The 16886-nt window shown below is 71.7% G+C and carries 18 protein-coding genes; 13 read left to right on the top strand and 5 right to left on the bottom strand.

The window, feature by feature from the left end:
- The first annotated feature begins 68 nt into the window (after nucleotides 1–68).
- The gene (locus B2K11_RS01485) at nucleotides 69–371 is read left to right on the top strand and encodes a hypothetical protein (RefSeq protein ID WP_163616138.1); all 303 of its coding nucleotides are present in this window, start codon (nucleotides 69–71) and stop codon (nucleotides 369–371) included.
- On the top strand, nucleotides 368–1945 hold the full coding sequence (locus B2K11_RS01480) for a hypothetical protein (protein WP_239525580.1): 1578 nt from the start codon (nucleotides 368–370) through the stop codon (nucleotides 1943–1945). Before B2K11_RS01485 ends, B2K11_RS01480 begins: the two co-directional genes overlap by 4 nt.
- A gap of 1 nt (nucleotide 1946) precedes the next feature.
- Here the strand turns inward: B2K11_RS01480 and B2K11_RS01475 are convergent, their stop codons facing one another.
- Genes B2K11_RS01475 through B2K11_RS01465 form a run of 3 tightly spaced genes read right to left on the bottom strand, consistent with a single transcriptional unit; the run spans nucleotide 1947 to nucleotide 2951 of the window.
- Nucleotides 1947–2336, bottom strand: a complete 390-nt coding sequence (locus tag B2K11_RS01475) for a phage holin family protein (protein WP_163616136.1) — start codon at nucleotides 2334–2336, stop codon at nucleotides 1947–1949.
- A gap of 46 nt (nucleotides 2337–2382) precedes the next feature.
- Entirely contained in the window at nucleotides 2383–2748 is a 366-nt protein-coding gene (locus B2K11_RS01470) for a type II toxin-antitoxin system death-on-curing family toxin (RefSeq protein WP_239525579.1), read from the bottom strand.
- Complete coding sequence (locus tag B2K11_RS01465; RefSeq protein ID WP_163616134.1) at nucleotides 2745–2951, bottom strand: ribbon-helix-helix protein, CopG family; 207 nt, start codon at nucleotides 2949–2951, stop codon at nucleotides 2745–2747. The genes B2K11_RS01470 and B2K11_RS01465 overlap by 4 nt, the downstream gene beginning before the upstream one ends.
- 81 nt (nucleotides 2952–3032) lie before the next feature.
- On the opposite strand from B2K11_RS01465, the gene B2K11_RS01460 reads away from it, so the two are divergent.
- From B2K11_RS01460 to B2K11_RS01445, 4 genes are all read left to right on the top strand, one after another.
- Nucleotides 3033–4154: a histidinol-phosphate transaminase gene (locus B2K11_RS01460; protein ID WP_239525578.1), complete on the top strand. Its 1122-nt coding sequence runs from the start codon at nucleotides 3033–3035 to the stop codon at nucleotides 4152–4154.
- Nucleotides 4155–4171: 17 nt separating this feature from the next.
- Nucleotides 4172–5332 carry a thiamine pyrophosphate-dependent enzyme gene (locus B2K11_RS01455; protein ID WP_163616377.1) on the top strand — a complete coding sequence of 387 codons (1161 nt, stop codon included), beginning with the start codon at nucleotides 4172–4174 and terminating at the stop codon, nucleotides 5330–5332.
- Nucleotides 5333–5427: 95 nt separating this feature from the next.
- Complete coding sequence (locus B2K11_RS01450) at nucleotides 5428–6393, top strand: transketolase C-terminal domain-containing protein (RefSeq protein WP_163616375.1); 966 nt, start codon at nucleotides 5428–5430, stop codon at nucleotides 6391–6393.
- Between the two features lie 124 nt (nucleotides 6394–6517).
- Nucleotides 6518–7900 (top strand): dihydrolipoamide acetyltransferase family protein, encoded by a 1383-nt coding sequence (locus B2K11_RS01445; RefSeq protein ID WP_163616130.1) that lies wholly within the window; start codon nucleotides 6518–6520, stop codon nucleotides 7898–7900.
- On the opposite strand, the gene B2K11_RS01440 is transcribed toward B2K11_RS01445, so the two are convergent.
- Together B2K11_RS01440 and B2K11_RS01435 are read right to left on the bottom strand one after the other, a co-directional pair.
- Nucleotides 7848–9359 carry a glycosyltransferase gene (locus B2K11_RS01440; protein ID WP_163616129.1) on the bottom strand — a complete coding sequence of 504 codons (1512 nt, stop codon included), beginning with the start codon at nucleotides 9357–9359 and terminating at the stop codon, nucleotides 7848–7850. The genes B2K11_RS01445 and B2K11_RS01440 overlap by 53 nt on opposite strands.
- A gap of 111 nt (nucleotides 9360–9470) precedes the next feature.
- Nucleotides 9471–10100 (bottom strand): hypothetical protein, encoded by a 630-nt coding sequence (locus tag B2K11_RS01435; RefSeq protein ID WP_163616127.1) that lies wholly within the window; start codon nucleotides 10098–10100, stop codon nucleotides 9471–9473.
- A gap of 104 nt (nucleotides 10101–10204) precedes the next feature.
- On the opposite strand from B2K11_RS01435, the gene B2K11_RS01430 reads away from it, so the two are divergent.
- Genes B2K11_RS01430 through B2K11_RS01400 form a run of 7 tightly spaced genes read left to right on the top strand, consistent with a single transcriptional unit; the run spans nucleotide 10205 to nucleotide 16837 of the window.
- Entirely contained in the window at nucleotides 10205–11245 is a 1041-nt protein-coding gene (locus tag B2K11_RS01430) for a zinc ABC transporter substrate-binding protein (protein ID WP_204259973.1), read from the top strand.
- Nucleotides 11246–11292: 47 nt separating this feature from the next.
- Nucleotides 11293–12114: a metal ABC transporter ATP-binding protein gene (locus B2K11_RS01425; RefSeq protein WP_163616125.1), complete on the top strand. Its 822-nt coding sequence runs from the start codon at nucleotides 11293–11295 to the stop codon at nucleotides 12112–12114.
- 13 nt (nucleotides 12115–12127) lie between these two features.
- Nucleotides 12128–12991 (top strand): metal ABC transporter permease, encoded by an 864-nt coding sequence (locus B2K11_RS01420; protein ID WP_163616123.1) that lies wholly within the window; start codon nucleotides 12128–12130, stop codon nucleotides 12989–12991.
- Nucleotides 12992–13042: 51 nt separating this feature from the next.
- Nucleotides 13043–13468, top strand: coding sequence for a transcriptional repressor (locus B2K11_RS01415; RefSeq protein ID WP_163616121.1), 426 nt, complete (start codon nucleotides 13043–13045; stop codon nucleotides 13466–13468).
- A gap of 43 nt (nucleotides 13469–13511) precedes the next feature.
- Entirely contained in the window at nucleotides 13512–14522 is a 1011-nt protein-coding gene (locus B2K11_RS01410; RefSeq protein ID WP_163616369.1) for a permease, read from the top strand.
- A gap of 10 nt (nucleotides 14523–14532) precedes the next feature.
- Nucleotides 14533–15420: a TIGR03943 family protein gene (locus B2K11_RS01405; RefSeq protein WP_239525577.1), complete on the top strand. Its 888-nt coding sequence runs from the start codon at nucleotides 14533–14535 to the stop codon at nucleotides 15418–15420.
- Complete coding sequence (locus B2K11_RS01400; RefSeq protein WP_163616119.1) at nucleotides 15410–16837, top strand: hypothetical protein; 1428 nt, start codon at nucleotides 15410–15412, stop codon at nucleotides 16835–16837. The genes B2K11_RS01405 and B2K11_RS01400 overlap by 11 nt, the downstream gene beginning before the upstream one ends.
- Nucleotides 16838–16886 lie beyond the last annotated feature (49 nt).

Below are 16886 nucleotides of genomic sequence, written 5' to 3'. Positions count from 1 at the left end.
GCGCGCGAGTCTCCACGGACTCCCACGGACGCGCTCGATCGCGCTCCGCCGAGGACGACGATCGACGGGTGACGTTCGCTTTCCCGCCCGCCGACTCGGCGGCCCACCAGCTGTCCCAGATCGAGCGCGAGTTCTCACGACTCCTCACGCGGATCACGGATGCTGCGCACGTCGCCCGCGGTCTCGCCGACGCCGTCGACTGGCAGGCGAAGGCCGCGAGCGCCTTCCACGAGCGCGCCACCGCGTGGGCGGGCGACGTGTCGGGCCTGTCGTGCCTCGCAGAGACGGCGCGGCACGACACCGCACGCGCTCGCGATCGCGCGGCGTTCGCGGAGTCCCTCACCAGCCTGCTCCCGGGAGCTGGTCGATGAGCGAGATGCGGCCGGGCGACGACCAGTTCCCGCCAAGCGCCGCGGGGGACGGCGCCTCGCCCGCACCCGGCCCGCTGGCTCCCGACCTCGCCCAGCAACCGGGGCGGGTCGGGCCGAACGAGGGGATCATCGGCCTCTTCGCGGACCACTGGCCCCGCGTCGACGACGGCCTGCAGATCCGCAGCGGCGGGGCCGTGGCGGTTGATACGGTGACCCTGTCGGCGGCCGCCGTGCGCTTCGACGCCGCCAGGGAGGCGCTCGCCGAGGTGGCCGGGAGCGTGCGGGCCCTGCAGAGCGAACTGCGGACGCAGCCGGTGCATGCCGACGACGTCCGGGCGTCGGCATCCGTACTGGCGGCGAAGCTGGAAGCCGTGCAGGCAGAGGCGGAGGCGATCGCCCTCGCGCTGCGCGAGGCGGCGTACGCCTACGAGATGGTCGAGATCCAGGCAGCGCACCGGGCCGCCGTGCTCGCCGGCGACGGCGCTCGCGCGCAGCGCCTCGACGCACGGCTGAGCATGCTGGTCGAGCAGCATCCCGACGCCTGGCGGACGGCGCTCGGCGCGGAGTTCGGGTACGGGGTCATGTGGCCGTCCGAGCTCGTGCGGCAGGCGACGCAGTGGGGCGTCGGCGTGGGCAGCGAGGTCCACGACGCCGGTGCCATCGCGGCCGGCGCCGGCGCCGGCCTGCTCACGCTCGGCGGCGCGGTCGCGGCGGGTCTCTCCGGCACGGGACGGCTCTCACGGGAGGCGCGGCTCTGGGGTGCCGCCGGTCCGGTGACCCTGACGCCCGTCGCACCGGCGGCACCGGGCAGCGCCGGACCGGTCGTGGCGCCGCCGCCCGCCGGACCCGGGGGCATGCCGGTCACGCCGTCATCGCGGGCGCCGTCGTCGGTGGCGCCGCGGAGCCTGGCCGCGGCGACCGCGCGGATTCCTAGCGACGGCGACGCGCGGGTGCGGGTCGAGCGCTACGCCATGGCCGACGGGTCCCAGCGGTACGCCGTCTACATCGCCGGCATGCAATCGGGCTCGATGGGCGGCGACGACCCGTGGGACAACGCCTCGAACCTCGACCTGTACGCGGGAAGGATGTCGGACTCCTACGCCGCGACCGAGGCGGCGCTCGCCGCGGCCGGGGCGCAGCCCGGCGACGCCGTCCACGTGTTCGGGTTCTCGCAGGGCGCGATGATCGGAGCGCACCTGGCGCTGGAAAGCCCGTACGACACGCAGACGCTCGTGTCGCTGGGCTCGCCCGTCGACGCGGACGTCGGACCCGGCACGCTGAGTGTGTCGGTGCGCCATACCGACGATCCCGTCGTCGCGCTCGCCGGCGGCGGGCACGCGGAACCGGTCGGCGCGTCCGGCAGCTTCATCGTCGAACGGGTGGCGGACCCCCAGGTCGAACTCGACGACACGCGGCTGCCCGCTCACCGCCTGACCGTGTACGCCGAGACGGCGGCCCTCGTCGACGGGTCGGCCGATCCGCGCGTCGACGCCCTTCGCGGCGTCTTCGACGAACTGGCCGGCGCGGAGTCCGTCGAGGTCACCGAGTACGCCGCGACGCGCGGCGCCGGCTGAGTCAGTCCTTGCGAGGGCGCAGGATGATGCCGAAGACCCAGTTGATGACGGTGATGATGACCGCCGCGACGATGCCCCACCAGAAGTCCTCGACGCGCAGACCCCAGTTCCACCAGTGCGTGAGCCAGGCCGTCAGCCACAGCAGGAACGCGTTGATGAGGAGGCCGATGAGACCCAGCGTGAGGATGTAGAGCGGGAACGCGAGCACCTTGATGACGGTGCCGATGATCGTGTTCACGAGCGCGAAGATCGCCGCCACGATGAGCAGCGTCAGCACCATCTGGAGCGTCTCCCCCGGAGGGAAGGGGACGACGAAGACCTGGAGCACCGGGATCAGGGTGACGACCCAGATGGCGAAGGCGTTGATGACGACGCGGATGAGGAAGCCCATAGTCCGCCCAGTCTTCCACGGGCACCCGGTGCCGCCAACGGCGGATCTAGGGTGTCGCCGCTCCGCGCAGGGCGAGCGCGATCTCCGGCAGGTCGATCTTGCTCTGAGCCACATTGAGCACGAAGTCGAACGCACCGTCGACAGGCATGTCGATCACGGCGCCGTTGAGCTCGAGGAAGGTCAAGGTCGCCACCCAGGAGAACCGTTTGTTGCCGTCGAAGAAGGGGTGGTTCTGCCCGAGCGAGGACATGAGGGCAGCCGCCTTGGCGAACAGGTCGGGGTATGCCTCCACACCGAACATCGCGCTCTCCGGCCGTGCAAGCGCGGACGACAGCAGTCCGAGATCCCTGACGTGAAGCCCCATGTCCGCCGCAATCGCGGCGGCCTCAGGAAGGCGGAGATACTCGGTCACGCATCCTCGAGGCGGGTGAGGAGATCGGCGTAGCGTTCCCGTACGCCCATTGCCACCCGCGTTGCGCGCTCGACCGCGTTCTCGGCGCTGACGAGCTGGGACGTCGCCTCGATGATGAGCGCGTGCTTCGACGTGTGGCGGGCGCGGGCGAGCTCTTCGAGCTGCGCGTCCAGTTCTTCGGGCAGTCGAACCGTCATGGCCATACCGAAATGGTATCTCGGTACCGAAGCGGTATCAAGCTCGCACAGGTGGCGGGATCTCCTGCCGCTCGTAGACTCGGGACCGTGACCGACGCTCCCGAGATCCCCGTCCGCGTGCGCCCCGAAGTCGCCGCGCTGCCGCCGTACAAGCAGGGCCGGCAGGCCGGCGCAGAGGCGTTCAAGCTGTCCAGCAACGAGAACCCGTTCGACCCGCTGCCCGGCGTGCTCGAGCGCGTGCAGGCGGCGACGGCGCTGAACAGGTACCCGGATGCCAGCGCCGCACGCCTGCGGGAGCGCCTCGCCGAGCGCTTCGGAGTGGGGGCCGACGGCATCCACATCGGCGCCGGCAGCGTCTCGATCCTTGCGCAGCTCGTGCTGGCGACGTCCGGACCGGGCGACGAGGTCATCTACGCGTGGCGCTCGTTCGAGGCCTATCCGTGGCTCGCGGTCGTGGCCGGTGCCACCGCAGTGCAGGTGCCGCTCGCCCCCGGTGCCCGCCACGACCTCGACGCGATGGCCGCTGCGATCACGGAGCGCACCCGCGCGATCATCGTGTGCAGCCCGAACAACCCCACCGGCCCGGTCGTGACCCAGGCCGAGTTCGACGGGTTCGTCGCCCGTGTGCCCTCCGACGTGCTCGTGATCCTCGACGAGGCGTACTCGGAGTTCGTCACCGACCCCGATGCCGTCGACGGGGCCCGCGTGCTGGCGACCGACGCCCCCGCCAACGTCGTGGTGCTCCGCACCTTCTCCAAGGCCTACGGGCTGGCGGCGCTCCGCGTCGGCTACGCCGTCGGCCACCCGCGCGTCCTCGACGCGGCCCGCAGCACCGCCATCCCGCTGTCGGTCACCGCCCACGCCGAGGAGGCGGCGCTGGCGAGCCTCGACGCCGAGCGCGAGCTGCTCGAGCGGGTCGGCGTCATCGCCGACCGTCGCGACCGGCTCGCGGACGGCCTCCGCCAGACCGGCTGGAACGTCCCCGAGGCGCAGGGCAACTTCGTGTGGCTGCCGGCCGGCGACGAGACCGCGACCTTCGCGGCAGCCTTCGAAGAGGCCGGCCTGATCGTCCGCCCATTCGTGGGTGACGGCATCCGCATCTCGGTCGGCGAAGAGGAATCTGTCGAGAAGGTCCTAGGGATTGCAGCATCCGTTGTGAAGAACCTCCCCGAAGGGCACCCAGGAGTGCGGGCTAGCGTAGAACGGTGACCCCGCCTGAAGACTTGATGACGACTGGCGCCCCGGCACCTTCGGAGACCACCGTGCCCGAAGACCCCGCACTCGTCCGCTTCCTCGAAGCCGACGGCACCTTCGCTCCGACCCCCGCGGCCGAGCGATATCGCGCCGCCGTCGATGCGCTGACCGACGCCGACCTCGAGACGTTCTACCGCGACATGGCCGTCATCCGCGCGTTCGACGTGCAGGCGACGAACCTGCAGCGCCAGGGACAGCTCGCCCTCTGGCCGCCGAGCTACGGCCAGGAGGCCGCACAGGTCGGCTCCGCACGGGCGGCGCGGACGCAGGACCACATCTTCCCGTCCTACCGCGAGCACGTCGTCACGAAGATCCGCGGCGTGGACCCGATCGACATCATCCGGGTGATGCGCGGACTGACGCACGGCGGGTGGGACCCGACCGACCCCAAGAACGGCAACACCCACATCTACACCCTCGTGCTCGGGTCGCAGACGCTGCATGCCACCGGGTTCGGCATGGGTCTCGTCTTCGACGGCCGCTGCGGCACCGGCGACGCCGATCGCGACGAGGCCGTCATCGTCTACTACGGCGACGGCGCCTCCAGCCAGGGCGACGTGCACGAGGCGATGGTCTTCGCCGCGAGCTACCGCACCCCCGAGGTGTTCTTCCTGCAGAACAATCAGTGGGCGATCTCCGTGCCGGTCTCGACGCAGTCGCGCTCGCCGCTGTACAAGCGCGGCGCGGGCTACGGGATGCCGAGCACGCTGATCGACGGCAACGACGTGCTCGCGAGCTGGGCCGTCACGCGCGCCGCACTCGACGACGCGCGCGCCGGTGGCGGGCCGCAGGCGATCGAGGCGATGACCTACCGGCTCGGCGCGCACACGACGAGCGACGATCCCACGAAGTACCGGCCCTCGAGCGAGGAAGACGCGTGGCGCCGCCGCGATCCCCTCGCGCGCATGAAGGCCTTCCTCCTCGCGCGCGGCGCGTCGGAGTCGTTCTTCGCCGACGTGGACGCGGAGGGCGCGGCTCTCGCCGACGACATCCGCACCCGCACCAACGCGCTGGGGGGACTCGAGCCCGACGAGATGTTCGCCCACGTGTACTCCGAGCCCCACCCCCTCATGGCGGAGCAGCGGGAGTGGCTCGCCGGGTACGAGGCATCCTTCGAGGGAGGCGCATCGTGACCGACACCCGGCCGCCCCGCGAACGAGGCACGAGCGAGACGAAACGCGCCGAGCCCTCCGTGGACACCGAGCCCGAAGCATCCGCCGTGCAGACGATGCCGCTCAGCCGTGCGATCAACGCGGGCCTGCGCGCGTCCCTCGCCGGCAGCGACCGCGTGCTGCTGATGGGAGAGGACATCGGCAAGCTCGGCGGGGTCTTCCGCATCACCGAGGGCCTGCAGGCGGAGTTCGGCGAGCAGCGCGTGATCGACAGCCCGCTGGCCGAGTCCGGCCTCGTGGGCACGGCGATCGGGCTGGCACTGGCCGGCTTCCGGACGGTGGTCGAGATCCAGTTCGACGGGTTCGTGTTCCCCGCGTTCGACCAGATCACCTCGCAGCTGGCGAAGATGACCAACCGCCTCGAGGGCGCGGTGCAGATGCCGATCGTGATCCGGATCCCCTACGGCGGGCACATCGGCGCCATCGAGCACCACCAGGAGAGCCCCGAGGCGTACTTCACGCACACCCCGGGCCTGCGTGTCGTGAGCCCGTCGACGCCGAACGACGGCTACTGGATGATCCAGGACGCGATCGCCTCGGCCGACCCCGTCATCTTCCTCGAGCCCAAGAGCAAGTACTGGCAGAAGGGCGAGGTCGACACGTCGGCCCGCGCGCTGCCACTGCACGCGTCGCGCATCGTCCGCCGCGGCACCGACATCACGCTCGTCGGCCACGGCGCCATGGTGACGACGATGCTGCAGGCCGCCGTGCTCGCCGAGGCCGAGGGCACCAGCATCGAGGTCGTCGACCTGCGCTCGCTGTCGCCCGTGGACTACGGGCCGATCCTCGACTCGGTGCGGCGCACCGGCCGCATGGTCTACGCGCAGGAGGCGCCGGGCTTCACGTCGCTCGGCTCCGAGGTGGCCGCCACCGTGATGGAGCGCGCGTTCTACGCGCTCGAGGCGCCCGTGCTGCGCGTGTCGGCGTTCGACGCCCCGTTCCCCCCTGCCAAGCTCGAAGGCGTCTTCCTGCCCGACGCCGACCGGATCCTCGAGGCCGTCGACCGGTCACTCGCCTACTGAGAGGGAGCCGGTCGTTGAGCGAGCGAGGAACGAGCGAGACGAAACGCCTCGGACCGGCCGGAACGTCACGCGCGTTTCGTCTCGCAAGCTCGCTCAACGACCGGGTCTTTCGAAAGGACACTCCATGAGCTCGACCCAGACGTTCGTCCTCCCCGATGTCGGCGAAGGCCTCACCGAGGCCGAGATCGTCCAGTGGCGGGTCGGCCCGGGCGACAGCGTCGCGGTCAACGACGTGCTCGTCGAGATCGAGACCGCGAAGTCGCTGGTCGAGCTGCCCTCGCCGTTCGCCGGCACCGTCGGCGAGCTGCTCGCCGCCGAGGGTGACACGGTGAACGTCGGTACGGCGATCATCACCATCGCCTCGACAACGGATGCCGCATCCCCGGCGACCGTGGGGCAGTCCGAGCATGGCGAACCCGCCGAAGCGGCCGAGGGTGCGGGCGCCGTGCTCGTCGGGTACGGCACGGGCGGTCACGTCCAGTCGCGCCGGCGCAGGCCCGCGGTGCCGGCGGCCGAGCGGGTCGCGGCATCCGTCGGCATCATCGCGAAGCCCCCGATCCGCAAGCTCGCCCGCGATCTCGGGGTGGAGCTGGCCGCGGTCGCGCCGAGCGGCCCGGCCGGCGAGGTGACCCGCGACGACGTCGTGCGCCACGCGTCGCAGGCGAGCGTGTTCCGCAACATCGAGACGCCCGAGTGGGGCGACGTGCGCGAAGAGACCATCTCGGTCGCAGCGGCGGCGACCGCCGCCCGCCCGGCGCCGGGCCCCGCGGAGGTCGCGCCGTCGACGCCCGCTCCCGACGCCGCCGGCCGCGAGGAGACCATCGCGGTCAAGGGCGTGCGCAAGGCCACGTCGTCGGCGATGGTGCAGTCGGCGTACTCGGCTCCGCACGTCTCGGTGTGGACCGACGTCGACGCCAGTCGCACGATGGAGCTCGTCAAGCGGCTCAAGACCTCGCCGGACTTCGCCGACGTCAAGGTCTCGCCGCTGCTCATCATGGCGCGCGCCGTGATCTGGGCCGCGCGGCGCACCCCCATGGTCAATGCCGCGTGGGTGGATGCCGAGGGCGGCGCAGAGATCCGCGTCCGGCGCTACGTCAACCTCGGGATCGCCGCGGCGACCCCGCGCGGGCTCCTGGTGCCGAACATCAAGGACGCGCAGGACCTCTCGATGCGCGAACTCGCCCGGGCGCTGGAGAAGCTCACGCTGACCGCGCGCGAGGGGAAGACGACCCCGGCCGACCAGCACGGCGGCACGATCACCATCACCAACATCGGCGTCTTCGGCATGGACGCAGGCACCCCGATCATCAACCCGGGCGAGGCCGGCATCGTGGCGCTGGGCACGATCCGCCAGAAGCCGTGGGTCGTCGACGGCGAGGTGCGTCCGCGCTGGGTGACCACGGTCGCCGGCTCGTTCGACCACCGGGTGGTCGACGGCGACGGGATGTCGCGCTTCATCGCGGATGTGGCGTCGATCCTCGAAGAGCCCGCACTGCTCCTCGACTGACACGCACCGCGCGACCGACCGCGCGGCGCACGAGCGAGCGGCGGGCCCGCCGGTGGTTCTCGTGGTGCCGCCGGATCGCGGCGCGCTCGACCTCGGCCCACCGGGCGAGTGCCGCGTCATCGCTGTGACCCACCTCCGCCACGCGCCGCGCGCTGCGCCGCAGCTCGGCGAAGGCGTCGTCGTCGAGCGTGCAGAGCTCGACGAGCGCCGCGGTCGCGCCGGCGATGTCGCCGTCCGCCACGAGGTGACCTGTGCGGCCGGGCCGGATCAGTTCGGCAGGGCCGTAGGGGATGTCGTACGCGACCGGCACGCAGCCGGCGCCTATCGCCTCGAGGAGCGACAGCGACTCGCCCTCCGATCTGCTGGTGAGGAGCGTCCACGCGCCGTCCGCGAAGCGCTCCGCGGCGTCCGGCGTATACCCGGTGAACCGCACCGCACCGTCGAGCCCGAGCCGCATCGCCTCCTTCTCGAGACGCCGGCGGTCCGGGCCGTCACCGACGATCTCGGCGGTGACCGGCACGCCGAGCGCCCGCACGCGCGCCATCACCTCCAGGGCCTGGTCGAGGCGCTTGAGGCGGCTGAGCCGCGACACGATCACGCCGTGCAGCCGGTCGGGCGGCAGCGGCGGCATCCGATCCGGTACGGTCACCGGGTTGTGGACGACGTGGAGTCCGCCGGTGTCACCGAGCGCGGCGATCGCCGTGGCGCACTGGCGCTCGGTGAGGAAGCAGACCGCATCCCACCGGTCGAGGTGCTCGAACAGCTCGCGACGCGATTCCGTCAGCCGCCCCGCGGCGTCGTGATGCGCGCCGTGCACCAGGTGGACGCAAGCGACGTTCGCGCGGCGGTAGTGCTGCAGCGAGCGGGCCGCGACTTTGCTGTCGACGACCGCCACCGCGGGCTCGCCGGCGAGCACCTGGTCCAGCCACGCGAGGCGGAAGCGCCGCAGCGACGACCACCGGCCCGTGATGCGGCCGTGGATGTCGACGGCGGTCACGGTGCGTGTCGGGGCGTCCGGGTGCGGCAGCTCCTCGAGCACCGCGAGGCTGCCGTCGGCCCGGAGGTGCTCGACCCGCACCAGCACGTCGCCGGTCCTCCAGCGACGCACCGTGCCCGCGGCGCTGACGACCTCGTCGTCGGGCGGCCGCGCGGCGGGCGGCGGGGACGGCCGCGAAGGCGCCCGCATCGGGGTGCGGCTGTCCGCGCGGAAGTCCTCGTAGATGTTGCGCAGCACGACCCCGCCGGCGAGCTCGCCGCGCTCCTCGAGGACGGCGCGGACGACGTCGTAGTCGGGCCGTGACTCGAAGGTCACGACATCGGCTCTCGCGCCCGCGCGTGCGAACAGCCGGGAGCGGTGCAGGAGCGCCGCCGTCATGCCGCCGTAGCGGTCGGGGATTCCCCACGTCACCGCGAGCTGCCGTCGGCAGGGCAGACCGCTCGTGAGCGACGGATCCGACATGCGGGCCACCGTAGGTCCGGTCGCTCGTGCGGCCGCCGGGGTTGACGCGGTGGATGCCGCGAGCTACCGCTCCGGCATCCCCCGAAAGGGAGTACCCCCGTGCCTCAGTCGTCAGCGGCCGTTGCGGACTGCCGCGCGGTGCGCGTCGCGCAGGAGCGAGGCGGGCGCGATCGAGCGCGGGCGCCCGAGGATCAGCAGCAGCGTGATCGCGAAGAGGCCGCCCATCGTGCCCGCCATGATGTCGGCCATGGTGTCTTCCAGACCGCCCTGTGACACGGTTCCGATGAGCTGGTCGCTCGCGAACTCGCAGATCTCCCATGCGGCGGCGAACGCCATGGCGGTCAGCTGGATGACTGTCAGCGAGAACCACGCCGGGAGCGAGATGCTGGATCGCTCCTCGATGCGCCGCACCCACAGCATCCCGAGCCAGGCGAGCATGACCCCCGAGTCGAAGTGGATGAGGGTGTCCCAGTCGGCGATCGCGACGTAGACGTTCAGCGCGCTCCCCGCGTAGGGGCCGAGGGTGATGAAGATCAGGTAGTGCAGCTGCAGCGCGCGGGGCAGTGTCGTGCGGAAGACGAGCTCGGCGGCCGCGGGCGCCCACATGGACAGCGCGAGGAGCACCGTGAGCAGCACCTGGGCAGGCAGACCGGCCGCCCAGAGCGCGAGGGCCACGATGAGGGCTCCCGCCTGGAACGGGAGGGCGAGCAGCATCGAGCGGCGGACGGCCTGCAGATTCACGGCCCGACGATATCAGCGCCATCGACGCGGGCTGCGTTGCGCGCTCCTCCGGATGCTTCGCGGCTGATTTGAGAACGATTCTCATTAGCGTTAGAGTCGCTCACATGACTTCGCTGCGACGCCTCTTGCCCGTGCTCGGCCTGGGGGCGGCATCCGCCCTCGTCCTGGCCGGATGCGCGGGCACCGCGGGGGCGGGCGATGACGCGGATGGAAAGCTCGCGGTCGTCGCGTCGACGAACGTCTACGGGCAGATCGCGGCGGAGGTCGGCGGCGACCTCGTGGACGTCACGTCGATCGTCACCAACGAGTCGCAGGACCCGCATTCGTTCGAGCCCAGCGCGCGCGACCAGCTCGCGGTGTCGAAGGCCGACCTCATCATCGAGAACGGCGGCGGCTACGACGCGTTCATCGACGCGCTCATCGAGTCGAGCGGCACCGAGGCCCCTGTCGTCACCGCCGTCGAGTACTCGCACGACTGGCCCGACAACGCCGGCCACGCCGACCCGCCCGCCGGCGAGGCGGATGACCACCCAGCGGACGAGCACGCGGCCGAGACGGATGCCGCGACCGAAGAGGCCGACGGGCACGAGGCGGACGAGCACGACCACGAGCACGTCGAGGGCTTCAACGAGCACGTCTGGTACGACCCGCACACGATCGCGCACGTCGCCTCCGCGATCGCCGACGAGCTCGGCGCGCTGAGCCCGGCCGACGCCGAGACGTTCATCGCCCACGCCGAGGCGTTCGGCACCGAGGTCGAGACGCTCGAGGCCACGCTCGGCGACATCGGCGCCGCGCACGGCGGTGAGAAGGTGTTCGTCACCGAGCCGGTGCCGGTGTACCTGATCGAGGCCGCTGGGCTCGAGAACACGACCCCCGAGGCGTTCAGCGAGGCCGTCGAGGAGGGGCAGGATGTCGCGCCCGCGACTCTGCTCGAATCGCTCGCGCTCGTGCGGGGCGGCGACGTCAGCGTCGTGATCACGAACGCGCAGACCGGCGGCGCCGAGACACAGGAGATCGTCGACGAGGCCGATGGGCTCGGCATCCCGGTGATCGCGTTTTCGGAAACGCTGCCCGAGGGGGAGACTTACATCTCGTGGATGCAGGCGAACATCGAGGCGCTGAACACGGCGCTGCAGGCGTGACACCCGCTTCTGCGCACCCCGCTCGGCCCGTCGCGCCGAGTACCCCGGTGGTGCTGAGCATCAGGGATGCCGCGCTGCAGCGCGGCGATCGCGAGCTGTGGTCGGGACTCGACCTCGACGTGCACGCCGGCGAGATGGTCGCCGTCCTCGGGCCCAGCGGCTCGGGCAAGACCACCCTGCTGCGGGCGATCCTGGGACTCGAGCCGCTCTCGCGCGGCGAGATCACCGTCGGGTTTCGACAGGGTCAACCACCGGAGAAGGTCTCGAGCCGCGGCAACCGGCGCATCGGCTACATCCCGCAGGCCCGGCCGCTGCCGCGCGACACCTCGCTGCGCGGGCGAGACCTCATCGCCCTCGGGATCGACGGCCACCGCTTCGGCCCTCCGATCCCGCGACGGGGCGATCGCGCCCGCGTCGAGGCGCTCATCGACGCCGTCGGCGCGCGCGAGTTCGCCGACCGGCCGGTCGGGCTCCTCTCGGGCGGCGAGCAGCAGCGCCTGCGCGCGGGCCAGGCCCTCGCCGACGATCCGCCGCTGCTGCTGTGCGACGAGCCGCTCACGAGCCTCGACCTCGCCAACCAGCAGGCCGTCATCGGGCTCATCGACCGCCATCGCCGCGAGAAGGATGCCGCGGTCCTGCTCGTGACGCACGACATCAACCCGGTGCTCGGCAAGGTCGACCGCATCCTGTACATCGCCAACGGCCGCTTCACGCTGGGGACGCCGCAGGAGGTGCTGCGCTCCGACGTGCTCACCGCGCTCTACGGCGCGCACGTCTTCGTGCTGCGCGCCGGCGACCGGCTCGTGGTGGTCGGCGCACCGGATGCCGAGGCATCCCATCACCACCACGAGGGCCCGGTGCACGAGTGAGCGGGGTGCACGAATGAACTGGGAAGACATCGCGGACGCGATGTTCGGCGGGCTGCCCTTCTACGGCGAGATCCTCGGACTGGTGTCGAACTCGGTGTGGGCGGGTGCCGTGCTGGGGCTCGTCGGCGGGCTCGTCGGCGTGTTCGTCATGCAGCGCGACATGGCGTTCGCCGTCCACGGCATCAGCGAGCTGTCGTTCGCGGGCGCCGCCGCGGCGCTCCTCATCGGATGGGACGTCGTCACCGGGTCGATCGTCGGGTCCCTCATCGCCGCGGCGATCATCGGAGTGCTCGGGGCGAAGGCCCGCGACCGCAATTCGATCATCGGCGTGCTGATGCCGTTCGGGCTGGGGCTCGGCATCCTGTTCCTCTCGCTCTACGACGGCCGCAGCGCCAACCGCTTCAGCCTGCTCACCGGACAGATCGTGTCGGTGCAGTCCGATCAGCTCGGCTGGCTGATCGGCATCGGCGCCGTCGTGCTGCTGGGTCTGCTGCTGATCTGGCGGCCGCTGCGGTTCGACTCGCTCGACCCGCAGTCGGCCGCCGCGCGCGGTGTGCCGACCACGGCCGTCTCGCTCGCGTTCATGCTGCTGCTGGGGCTCATCGTGGCCGTCGCGGTGCACATCATCGGCGCGCTGCTCGTCATGGCCCTGCTCGTGACCCCTGCCGCGGCGGCCATGCGGATCGCGTCGGGACCGCTGTCGGTGCCCCTGCTCTCGGCGCTGTTCGGCTTCGTGTCGGCGGTGGGCGGCATCCTGCTCGCGATCATGGGGACGCTCCCCGTGAGCCCGTACATCACGACGATTTCGTTCGCCATCTACGTCGTGTGCCGGGTCATCGGAGCCCGCCGCGACCGCGTGACGAGGGCGGCCGCGTGATCGCGGGCCGCGTCCGGCCGACGTCCAGGCCCCGTCGGTAGAATCGCCGGCATGGTCCAGCGCAACACGTGGCAGCGCGAGCGCGTGCGCGAAGCGCTCTCGGACGCCCGCGGATTCGTGAGCGCGCAGTCGCTGCACGCCGCGCTCCGCGACGAGAACACCGGCATCGGGCTGGCGACCGTGTACCGCACGCTCGCCGGGCTCGCCGCCCAGGGCGACGCCGATTCGCTGCAGAGCCCCGAGGGCGAGGCGCTCTACCGCGCATGCACGAGCACCGGCCATCATCACCACCTGATCTGCCGCTCCTGCGGGCTGACCGTCGAGATCGAGGCGACCGACGTCGAGCAGTGGGCGAAGCACACGGCCGAGCGCCACGGATTCCGCGACGCCGAGCACGTCGTCGACATCTTCGGGCTCTGCGGGTCGTGTGCGGGGGCCGCCGACGACAAGCGTGACGCCGAGCGTGACGCGATCTGACCCGACGACGCGGGCGCGCTCTGCGGGGCACGATCACGCGACGATGACGGATGCCGCGCCGCGGCCGTCCGCACAGGCGCGCACGCTGCTGTGGCTCGGCGTGGGGCTCGCCCTCGTGGCCGGCCTGTTCCTCATCGACTGGCTCGCCCCCACGCTGTTCACGGCATCCCTCCCCACCCGTGCCCAGGACGGGCTCACGCTCGCGATCAGCGTGCTCATCGAGTCGCTCCCGTTCGTCGCGCTCGGCGTCGTGCTGTCGATCGTCGTGCAGGTGTGGGTGCCGCCGGGGGTCATCGAGCGATGGATGCCGCGCCGCGCGTGGGCGCGCCGCGCGGTGCTGTCGCTGCTCGGCATGATCGTGCCGGTCTGCGAGTGCGGCAACGTGCCGTTCGCACGCGGCCTGCTGATGCGGGGCTTCTCGGTGCCCGAGACGCTGACGTTCCTCATCGCGGCGCCGATCGTGAACCCCATCGTGATCCTCACGACGCACCAGGCGTTCGGCTTCAGCGACGGCATCCTCGTCGCCCGCATCCTCGGCGGGTACGCGATCGCCAACCTCATCGGATGGCTGTACTCGCGGCATCCGTCTCCCGACGCCCTGCTCACCGACCGCTTCCGCGACACGTGCGAGCTCGTCACCCACGAGCCGGGAGGCAAGTGGCGCCGCACGCTGGCGCAGTTCGTGATCGAGCTGCGCGCGGTGATGCCGGCGCTCGTCATCGGCTCGGCGCTGGCCGGGGCGGTGCAGGTGCTGATTCCGCGCGAGGCGCTGCTCGCCATCGGCTCGAACCCCGCGCTGTCGATCGTCGCGATGATGGCCCTCGCGATGGTGGTGTCGATCTGCTCGAACGTCGACGCGTTCTTCGCACTGTCGTTCGCCTCGACGTTCACGCCGGGGTCGATCGTGGCGTTCCTGCTCGTCGGCCCGCTCGTCGACGTCAAGATGCTCGCCCTCATGCGCACGACGTTCACGTGGCGGACGCTCGGCGGCATCGTCGTCGTGGTGCTGCTGTCGGCCTTCGTCATCGGGACGGCGGTGAACCTTCTTGCGTAACGCCGGATTCGTGGGCACGCGGTGGCTGGGCGTCGGGCTCGCCGCCGCGCTCGCCGTGGTCACCATCTCGCTCGCGATCACCGATCGGCTCGCGCTGTACATCAACCCCGACTCCACCTGGTTCGCCGTCTCGATGGCCGTGCTGGTGCTCGTCGGCGCCGTGGCGTCGTTCGCGCTGCCGCTGGGCGCCGAGGCCGACCACGGCCACGACCACGGTTCCGCGGAGGCTCCGGGCGCTTCGTCTCGCTTCGCTCGCACAACGACCGGAGGCGGGGACGTTTCGTCTCGCTCCGCTCGCTCGACGACCGGAGGTCCGGTCGTTGAGCGAGCGAGGAACGAGCGAGACGAAACGCCCGCGCCGACGCACGACCACGACGCCCGCCACCCCGCGGCGGTGGCGGCCACCGTGCTCGGCGGGGTCGCGGCGTCCGGCGTGGTCGTGCTGACGCTGGTGCTGCCGCCGGCGTCGCTGTCGGCCGAGCTCGCCATGTCGCGCGACGTCGGGGCGACGCCCCTCTTCGGCGGCGCCGACACGGTGCAGCTGGCCTCGACCGGCGACACCGCGTCGTTCGGCGTCGGTGACTGGGCGACGGTGTTCGCGACGGCGACCAATCCGGAGGCGTTCGACGGCGACACGATCGAGCTGACCGGCTTCGTCACCCCCGCGGATGCCGCTGCGGCCGACAGCGCCTTCGACCTCACGCGCCTGGTCATCACGCACTGCGTGATCGACGCGCAGCCGGCGAGCCTGCCCATCGTCGGCGCCGTCGCGTCGCCGGGCACCGGGCAGTGGGTGACGATCACGGGCACCGTGCGCTCTTCGTCGGACGGGCGTCTCGTCGTCGACGCGGCCGCCGTCGAGGAGATCGCGGAGCCCGAGGACCCGTATGAGTACTGACGCCGCCACGCGCCGTACGCGGTCGGGGCGCCGTCGCAGCCGCGCGTTCGTCGCCACGTTCGGCATCGTCGTGGGACTGCTCGCGGTGCTCGGCCTGGCCGGAGCGGCGGCGAGCATCGCGCAGGGGCCGCGGGTCACCGAGACGTCGGTGGATCCGGAGGCGGCGGCTGTGGCATCCGGGTCCCGTCTGATCGTGACGACGACGCAGTCGCTCGCCGAGGTCGACGCGTCGCAGGTGACGATCACGCCGGCGACGCCGTTCGTGGTCGACACCTCGGGCCGCAGCGTCGGCGTGCGGTTCACGCTGCCGCTGTGGGACGACACCGAATACACGGTCACCATCGACGGCGTCGGATCGCTCGGCGGGGGCCCCACCGCGACGATCACCGAGACATTCCGCACGCCGTCGACGCACGTCTTCCTGCTGCAGCGCGGCGCCAATGACGGTGACCTGGTCTACCGCACCGATCTCACAGGACAGAATGCCGTGCCGGTGTTCCGTCACCCGCACATCGAGGACTTCCGCGCCACCGCCGATCACCTGGTGATGTCGGTGCGCACCGACGAGGACCGCGCGGGGCTCATCGTCACCGATCTCGATGGCGAGAACCCGCAGGATCTGCCGCTGCCGGTAGAAGACGGCGGCGATGGGTACGTCTCCAATCTGCAGACGGCCGACCGGGGCGAGCGCATCGGCTACACGTTCTCGGACGCGCAGCTCGACGCCGATTCCGGCCGTGAGAGCCGCCTGTTCACGGCCTCGCTCGGAGACCCCGAGGCAGACGCCGTGGCCATCGAGGTCGAGGGGGCCGACCCGCGCGTGGCCGAGTGGCGGTTCGTGCCCGACACCGACAGCATCCTGCTGCTGTCGTTCGACGGGTCGCTGCTGCTGACCGGATCCGCCGGCGAGGGGGCGACAGCCCTGGGTGCGGCCATCGCCATCAACGGCATCGCGCGCGGGTCGAGCGAGGCCGTCGTCGACCGGGTCGACCAGCCTGCGGTCATCGACCTCACCGACGCGAGCGAGCAGCCGCTGGTGACGCCCGACCCCGACCTGGGGGGCACGAGCTCGGTCACACCCCTCCCGGACGGTTCCACGATCCGCACGGCCGCGGTGCTCGACGCCGACGGGATACCGACCGGGCGAACGTCGATCGCCCGGGTGGCGGCGGACGGCGCGGCGACGGTGCTCACCGAGACCGCCGAAACGGATGCCGTGATCCAGGTCTGCGTCTCGCCCAGCGCGCGCTATGTCGCGGTGCTGATGGCGCCGGATGCCGTGGGCAACCGCTACGACACCTACCAGCTGCCGCTCCCCGAGCGCCCGGAGACGCGCATCCTCCAGGTCGCCGACGGCGAACCCGTCGTCGCCCTCAACGGCTCGTCGATCTCGTGGTGCCAGGCTCCCCCGCTCTGACGCCCTTGCCGCCGACCCTCCGCTGACGGCGTTCACTTGCGCTGAATGT

The organism is Microbacterium sp. B35-30 (genome assembly GCF_010634855.1).
GTDB lineage: Bacteria > Actinomycetota > Actinomycetes > Actinomycetales > Microbacteriaceae > Microbacterium.
Note: the sequence above shows the minus strand (reverse complement) of the source record. Positions and strands in the feature narration are given on the sequence as shown.

Excerpts from the sequence above, each read along its gene's own strand:
- B2K11_RS01480 (WP_239525580.1), top strand. The coding sequence starts at position 368 with ATGAGCGAGATGCGGCCGGGCGACGACCAGTTCCCGCCAAGCGCCGCG.
- B2K11_RS01475 (WP_163616136.1), bottom strand. The coding sequence starts at position 2,336 with ATGGGCTTCCTCATCCGCGTCGTCATCAACGCCTTCGCCATCTGGGTC.
- B2K11_RS01465 (WP_163616134.1), bottom strand. The coding sequence starts at position 2,951 with ATGGCCATGACGGTTCGACTGCCCGAAGAACTGGACGCGCAGCTCGAA.
- B2K11_RS01455 (WP_163616377.1), top strand. The coding sequence starts at position 4,172 with ATGACGACTGGCGCCCCGGCACCTTCGGAGACCACCGTGCCCGAAGAC.
- B2K11_RS01450 (WP_163616375.1), top strand. The coding sequence starts at position 5,428 with ATGCCGCTCAGCCGTGCGATCAACGCGGGCCTGCGCGCGTCCCTCGCC.
- B2K11_RS01445 (WP_163616130.1), top strand. The coding sequence starts at position 6,518 with ATGAGCTCGACCCAGACGTTCGTCCTCCCCGATGTCGGCGAAGGCCTC.
- B2K11_RS01440 (WP_163616129.1), bottom strand. The coding sequence starts at position 9,359 with ATGTCGGATCCGTCGCTCACGAGCGGTCTGCCCTGCCGACGGCAGCTC.
- B2K11_RS01430 (WP_204259973.1), top strand. The coding sequence starts at position 10,205 with ATGACTTCGCTGCGACGCCTCTTGCCCGTGCTCGGCCTGGGGGCGGCA.
- B2K11_RS01420 (WP_163616123.1), top strand. The coding sequence starts at position 12,128 with ATGAACTGGGAAGACATCGCGGACGCGATGTTCGGCGGGCTGCCCTTC.
- B2K11_RS01415 (WP_163616121.1), top strand. The coding sequence starts at position 13,043 with ATGGTCCAGCGCAACACGTGGCAGCGCGAGCGCGTGCGCGAAGCGCTC.
- B2K11_RS01410 (WP_163616369.1), top strand. The coding sequence starts at position 13,512 with ATGACGGATGCCGCGCCGCGGCCGTCCGCACAGGCGCGCACGCTGCTG.
- B2K11_RS01400 (WP_163616119.1), top strand. The coding sequence starts at position 15,410 with ATGAGTACTGACGCCGCCACGCGCCGTACGCGGTCGGGGCGCCGTCGC.